Consider the following 6202-nt stretch of genomic DNA (forward strand, 5'->3'; position numbering starts at 1 on the left):
GAGTTGAGCGGCACCAGGGGGGCCGCGGAGGCAGCGGGGCCGGGACGGGACGGCAACAGCAACGGGAGCAGGAGCGGGAACGGGCATGACGAACACTCGGGCGGCCGACCTGCTCACCACCTGGGAGGCCGGGCTCGCCCAGGCCCCGTCCGGGCGCGCCCTGTTGCTGCACCGTGCCGCCCGCCCCGACACCGGGGGCGAGACGCTGTCCGCGCTCCCGGTGGGCGAGCGGGAGGCCGACCTGTTCACGCTGCGCCGGGCCCTGTTCGGCGAAAGGATGCAGGTCCGCCTCGCCTGCCACGCCTGCGGCGAGGACATGGAATTCGACCTGGACGCCGGGGAACTGGCCCGGTCCGCAAACACTCCCGCACGCACTTCCGCACGTACTCCCGTAAGCACTCCTGCGGGTAATCGTGCGGGTAATCGCGCCCAGTCCTCGGTCCGGGTGGCCGAGGACGGCTGGGAGATCGAGTTCCGGGTGCCGAGTGTCGCCGACCTGACGGCGGCGGCCCAGCACCCGGATCCCCGGCGGGCCCTGCTGGAGCGGTGCCTCGTCTCGGCGGTGCGCGACGGGGCGGAGGTTCCCGCCGGCTCGCTGCCCGAGGCGGTGCAGCGCCGCCTCGCCGTGGCGGCGCAGGAGGCCGACCCGGGCGCGGACGTCACGCTCAACGTCAACTGCCCCGAGTGCTCGGCGGCCACCCGCGCCGAACTCGACATCGCCTCCTACCTCTGGACCGAACTGGACGCCTGGGCGCGCGACACGCTCCTCGACGTCCATCTGCTCGCCACCGCGTACGGCTGGAGCGAGCCGGAGATCCTGGCGCTGAGCCCGCTGCGGCGCCGCTACTACCTGGAGCTGTGTGCCGATGTCTGACCCCCTGGGAGGGCGCCCCGAGGAAGAACGGGCGTCCCGCGCCCCCGACTTCTTCGACCGGCTCCTCGCCCGGCACACCCCGGCCGCCGTGCCGCCCGCGAACGTGGTGCGGCTGCGACCGCGCCTGGCCGGACCCTTCGAACGAGCCGAGGCGGTACGGGCCGACGGGCCCGACCCCGAGCAGGACACCCGGGGACCGCTGTGGCCCACCTCGAACCAAGTCCCGCGCGGAGAGGGCGACGTGGCCGACTCGACGGTGCGGGAGATCCAGTTCCGTACGGAGCGCGAGCGGACGGTCGTACGGCCCGGCCGGGCGCCGTCCGACGAACCGGCGTCCCGGCCCCCGGCGCGGGACCTGCCCGAGACACCGCTGCTGCGGCCCGCCACCGTGGTGGTACCGGCGCCGCGACCGGTTCCCGACGCGGCCCGGCGCACCGCCGGGCGGGGTGAGCCGGAGCGGGCCTTCGCCCAGAGCGCGGTGTCCGTGTCCCTCCCCTCGGGCGCGGATGCCGTTCCCCCTGCCGCCGTGTCCGCCGCGCTGCGACCCAGCGTCGCGGACACGGCGGCGGCCCGCGACGCCGTACGACAGGGCGCGGGCCGCCGGCCCGGGCGCGGCGGAGAGCAGGTGGTCCAGGTGCAGATCGGGCGCCTCGAAGTGACAGCGGCGGGTGCGTCCCCGGGCAACGGCGACGGGAGCCGACGGCCCGCCCCGACCGGGCGCCCGGCGGCGAGTCTGAGCCTGGCGGACTACTTGGCGAGGGGGTCGCAGTGAGGTACACGCCCAACGGACGACGACGGACCGAGGAGCTGACGTCATGAGCAACGCACTCGCCATCGCCCACGTCACCCAGGCCCTCGCCCTGCTGATCGAGGCCAACCTGCAGCCCGAGATCGACATGGCCGTCAAGGTCGAGCCGCGCAAGCCGTCGGCCGACCCGCCCGCCGACCCCACGATCACCGTCTTCCTCTACCAGGTCACCCCCAACACCTCGCAACGGGGCCACGACCTGCCGACGCGCGCCCCGGACGGCACGCTCCTGAAGCGGCCCGCCGCGGCGCTGGACCTGCACTTCCTGATCAGTGCGTACGGCGACGAGACGGAACTGGTCGGCCAGCGGCTGATCGGCTCCGTCGTGCGCACGCTGCACGCGATCCCCGTCCTGCCGAAGGACATCATCGAACTGGCCGGGGAGAAGCCCTACTTGGCGGACAGCGACCTCGCCGAGGCGGCGCAGCGGGTGCGGTTCACGCCGACGGTGATGGACATCGACGAGACCTCGAAGCTGTGGGGGATGCTCCACCAGACCCCGTACACCCTGTCCGTCGTCTATCAGGCGGCGCTCGTCTTCATCGAGGGCCGCGAGACACCGGTGCCGGCCAAACCGGTGGAGCGGTCGTCGATACGGGTGCTGCCGTTCGGCGCGCCGGGAGCGCCGGGAGCGCCGGGAGCCCCGAGCGCGCCTGGGACGCCGGTTCAGCCGGGCGGACCGGAGCGGCAGAAGGCGGGCGACGCGTCCGGAGCCGCCCAGCCCGTCGCGAAGGCACCGGCCAAGGTGCCCGCGAAGGCGCCGGCGAAGGCCGTCGCCAAGGCACCGGCCCGCCCTCGCAAAGAGGCACAGGCCGGCAAGGCGGTCCCGGCGGGCAAGCGTGCGCGGGGTGCGCGGGGCGTGGCCAAGAAGACGGCGCCCGCAAAGCCGACGGGCCCCGCAGCCGGTTCCGCGGCGGACTCTCCGGCGGACTCCCCGAAGGCCGACGACGGGGGCAGGTGAGGGTGGCATGGGTACGTACGAGACGGGCGCGGCGAACGCGACGCACGCGGAGGGCACCCCGGGCGGTGGCAGCCCGACCCTGACCGCTGAGATCGGGCGTGTCCTCGCCCGGGTCGACACCCACGCGGCCCGCGCGACGGAGCCGACGAGTACGGGTACGGGTACAGGTACGAATGCGGGCGCCGGCGCCGGCAGCCCCGTACAGCATCCGACGGGTCCGGCGGCGGAGTCGGCGGCGGGTTCGGCGGCAGGACCGACGACGAGGCACCTCGACGCGCTCGTCACCTGCTTCGGCCTCACCCCGTTCGAGCGCGACCTCGTACTCCTCACCGCCGCCTACGAGTTGGACGCCACGACCGCCTCCCGCTGTGCCGCGGCGAGCGGTGACCCGGAACGCGCGTACCCCACGTTCTCGCTCGCCCTGGCCGCGCTCGCCGAACCGCACTGGAGCGCCCTGACGCCGGTCGCCCCCCTGCGGCGCTGGCGTGTCGTCGAGCCGGCCGACGACTCGCGCCTGACGATGTCCCGGCTGCGGCTCGACGAGCGCGTCCTGCACTTCCTCCTCGGCTCGCCCTACCTGGACGCACGCCTGCACGGCCAGTTGCGCCGCACCCCGGTCCCCGAGGAGCTTCCGCCGTCGTACGACCTGGCCGCGAGCCGGGTCGCCACGGCCTGGACGACGGGTGCGCGGCCGGACGCGCCGCTGCTCGTCGAGGTGGTCGGCGGTGACCTGCGCAGCCGGGCCGACATCGCCGCCGCAGCAGCCGCACAGTCCGGGCTCGCGCTGTACGCGATGAACGCCGAGGACATCCCCACGGACCCCGCGGAGCGCGACCGGCTGGCCCGGCTGTGGCAGCGCGAGGCGATCCTGCTGCCCGCCGCCCTGCTGGTGGAGGCCGGTGAACTCGACCGTGACCAGCACGCGGCCACCGACGCGTTCCTCGCCGGGGCCGCCGTACCCGTCGTGGTGTCGAGCCACGATCCGCGGCGGACGGACCGGCCGCACGGTGAGCGGGTGGCCGTGCCGCGTCTGGACGACGAGGAGCAACTCGGCCTCTGGGTCGACGCGTTCGAGGACATCGCCGAGATAGCTGAGAGCGAACTGCGGGCGCTGGTCGCGCAGTTCCAGCTGCCGCCCCATGTCGTACGAGCCGCTGCCGCCGCCGTACGCCGTGATCTGCCCGGTGAGGACGAACGGGATGAACGGGGTGAACGGGACGCCGGTCGACTCGCCTGGCGTGCCGGGATGAACGAGGCCCGGGTCGGCATGGACGAACTGGGCCGCCGTATCGAGCCCGACGCGGGCTGGGACGACCTCGTGCTGCACGAACGGCAGACGAGTGTGCTGCGCGAGATCGTCGCGCACGTGCGCCGGCGGGCGACCGTCCACCAGGAGTGGGGATTCGCGGCGACCCTGCGCCGGGGGCTCGGCGTCACCGCGCTGTTCGCGGGCGGCTCGGGCACGGGCAAGACGCTCGCCGCCGAGGTCATGGCCAAGGAGCTCGGCCTCGACCTCTTCGTCGTCGACCTGTCCCAGGTGGTCAGCAAGTACATCGGCGAGACCGAGAAGAACCTGCGGAAGGTCTTCGACGCCGCCGAGGCCGGCGGCGCGCTCCTCCTCTTCGACGAGGCCGACGCCCTCTTCGGCAAGCGCAGCGAGGTCAAGGACAGCCACGACCGGTACGCCAACCTCGAAGTCAGCTATCTGCTGATGCGCATGGAGGCGTACCGGGGTCTGGCGATCCTCACCACCAACATGAAGAAGGCCCTGGACACGGCGTTCATGCGGCGGATCCGTTTCGTCGTCGACTTCCCGTTCCCGGCCGAGCACGAGCGCGCCGAGATCTGGCGCCGGGTGCTGCCGCCGCAGACCCCGGTGAAGGGCATCGAGCCGGAGCTGCTGGCCCAGCTGACCGTCGCGGGCGGCTCGATCCGCAACATCGCCCTGTCCGGCGCCTTCCTCGCCGCCGAGGAGGGCGACCGCGTGCAGATGCGGCACATGCTCGCCGCGGCCCGTACCGAGTACCTGAAGCTGGAGCGGTCCCTGACGCCGGGGGAGGTCCGGGGATGGGTGTGAGCAGGCCACTTCGGGAGAGCGCGGCCGGTCGTCCCGAGCCGCGCGAGATCCGCGTCGACATCGGCGAGCTGGTCCTGGACGGCTTCGGCACGTCCGTGGATCCGGCGCGCGTATCGGCGTCGTTCGAGCGGGAGTTGACCCGGCTCGTACGGGAACACGGGGTGCCGCTGGCCGCGGACGGAGCTGTGTCGGTGGACGGGGTCTCGGGGCTGCCCCCGATGCCCGCCGGGCTGTCCGCGCGCCGCCTCGGTCAGGAACTGGCCCGCGCCGTGCACGCGGGGCTCTCGGGCCGCGGGGAGGTGACGCGATGACGGCCTCCAACACCCAGGACTCCCAGGCGGCCGAGCAGGCCGCCGCCGAGCGACGCCGCAAACGCAAGGAACGCGCGGCGAAGAACCGCGCGCCCGAGCCGAAGAACATGGTCAGCGGGGCCGGGCAGCCGCTGGACACCGGTGTGCGCCGGGAGCTGGAGGAGCAGCTCGGCCACGATCTGGGCTCCGTACGCCTGCACACCGACCGCGACGCGGGTGCTCTCACCGGCATGCTGGGCGCGGACGCGGTGGCGGTGGGCCGGGACATCTTCTTCGGCGAGGGCCGGTTCCAGCCGGGAACGGAGCAGGGCCGCGCCCTGCTCGCGCACGAGCTGCTGCACACGATCCAGCACCCGTTCGCCAGCGGTACGTTGGTGGCGGGCCGTGACCTGGGCCAGGTCAGCGCGCCGCACGAGGCGGCCGAGCGTGCCGCCGAGGAGACCGCCCAGGCGGTGGCACGCGGCGAGCAGGCGCCCGAGATCGCCCCGGAGGCCAACACCCCGGCGTGGATGCGCTTCACCACCGTCGACGCCGACCGCAACCGGCTGGAGCACCTCGACCCCGCCACGCTGGTCGACCGTCTGGCCAACACGGTCGTCCGGTCGCTCCGTACCGACCCGACGGACAGCGCGCAACGCGTGCGCGCCTCGCTGGCCCAGCTCTCGGAGGAGCTTCAGGAGCGCGTACTGGATCGCCTGGAGCACCGGCTGCTCACCTCTGAGCACGACTTCGTGGTGGACCTGGTCACGGAGATCGACCTGGACGGCCGGGCGGAGAGTGTGGCCACCGCCCGGCAGCGCGGCCTCCTCGCTCCGGAGGTCGAGGAGGACGCGGCCGACGACGTACGGGCGGAGCGGGAGAAGGAGCAGCAGGCCGCCCAGGAGGAGCGGCTGCGCACCGAGCGGACGGGGCCCGCCCCCGGCCCGGAGAAGCAGGACGTCGACGGGGCCGAGGACACCGCTGCCGCCGCGGGCAGTACGCCGGAGAACGCGGGCGGCACGATCCCGCAGGGCGGCACTCCGGGCGCGTACGCAGGGAAGGCGGAGGACGAGAACGGGCCCGTCCCGCGGACGGGCGGGGACGCGTCCAGCCCCAAGGGGGACGGCGAGCAGCCCACCTCGCGCACCTCGCCCGCCGCGCAGTCGGAGCAGAAGCCGGCGCCGGCGCCGGC

The 6202-nt window shown here is 74.2% G+C and carries 6 protein-coding genes; all 6 read left to right on the forward strand.

The annotated features are described in order from the left end of the window. The first annotated feature begins 85 nt into the window (after nucleotides 1-85). Nucleotides 86-874 carry a T4 family baseplate hub assembly chaperone gene (locus tag AOK01_RS02590; protein WP_055507923.1) on the forward strand — a complete coding sequence of 263 codons (789 nt, stop codon included), beginning with the start codon at nucleotides 86-88 and terminating at the stop codon, nucleotides 872-874. Further along, entirely contained in the window at nucleotides 867-1646 is a 780-nt protein-coding gene (locus tag AOK01_RS02595) for a hypothetical protein (RefSeq protein WP_055507925.1), read from the forward strand. The genes AOK01_RS02590 and AOK01_RS02595 overlap by 8 nt, the downstream gene beginning before the upstream one ends. Before the next feature lie 43 nt (nucleotides 1647-1689). Then, on the forward strand, nucleotides 1690-2643 hold the full coding sequence (locus tag AOK01_RS46050; RefSeq protein WP_055507927.1) for a Pvc16 family protein: 954 nt from the start codon (nucleotides 1690-1692) through the stop codon (nucleotides 2641-2643). Nucleotides 2644-2650: 7 nt separating this feature from the next. After that, entirely contained in the window at nucleotides 2651-4720 is a 2070-nt protein-coding gene (locus AOK01_RS02605) for an ATP-binding protein (protein WP_055507929.1), read from the forward strand. Next, complete coding sequence (locus AOK01_RS02610) at nucleotides 4711-5031, forward strand: hypothetical protein (protein ID WP_055507932.1); 321 nt, start codon at nucleotides 4711-4713, stop codon at nucleotides 5029-5031. Before AOK01_RS02605 ends, AOK01_RS02610 begins: the two co-directional genes overlap by 10 nt. After that, a partial coding sequence (locus tag AOK01_RS02615) for an eCIS core domain-containing protein (RefSeq protein WP_157871166.1) occupies nucleotides 5028-6202 on the forward strand: 1175 nt, incomplete at its 3' end. The genes AOK01_RS02610 and AOK01_RS02615, both read left to right, overlap by 4 nt.

The organism is Streptomyces aurantiacus, from assembly GCF_001418335.1.
In the GTDB taxonomy this organism is placed as follows: Bacteria; Actinomycetota; Actinomycetes; order Streptomycetales; family Streptomycetaceae; genus Streptomyces; species Streptomyces aurantiacus.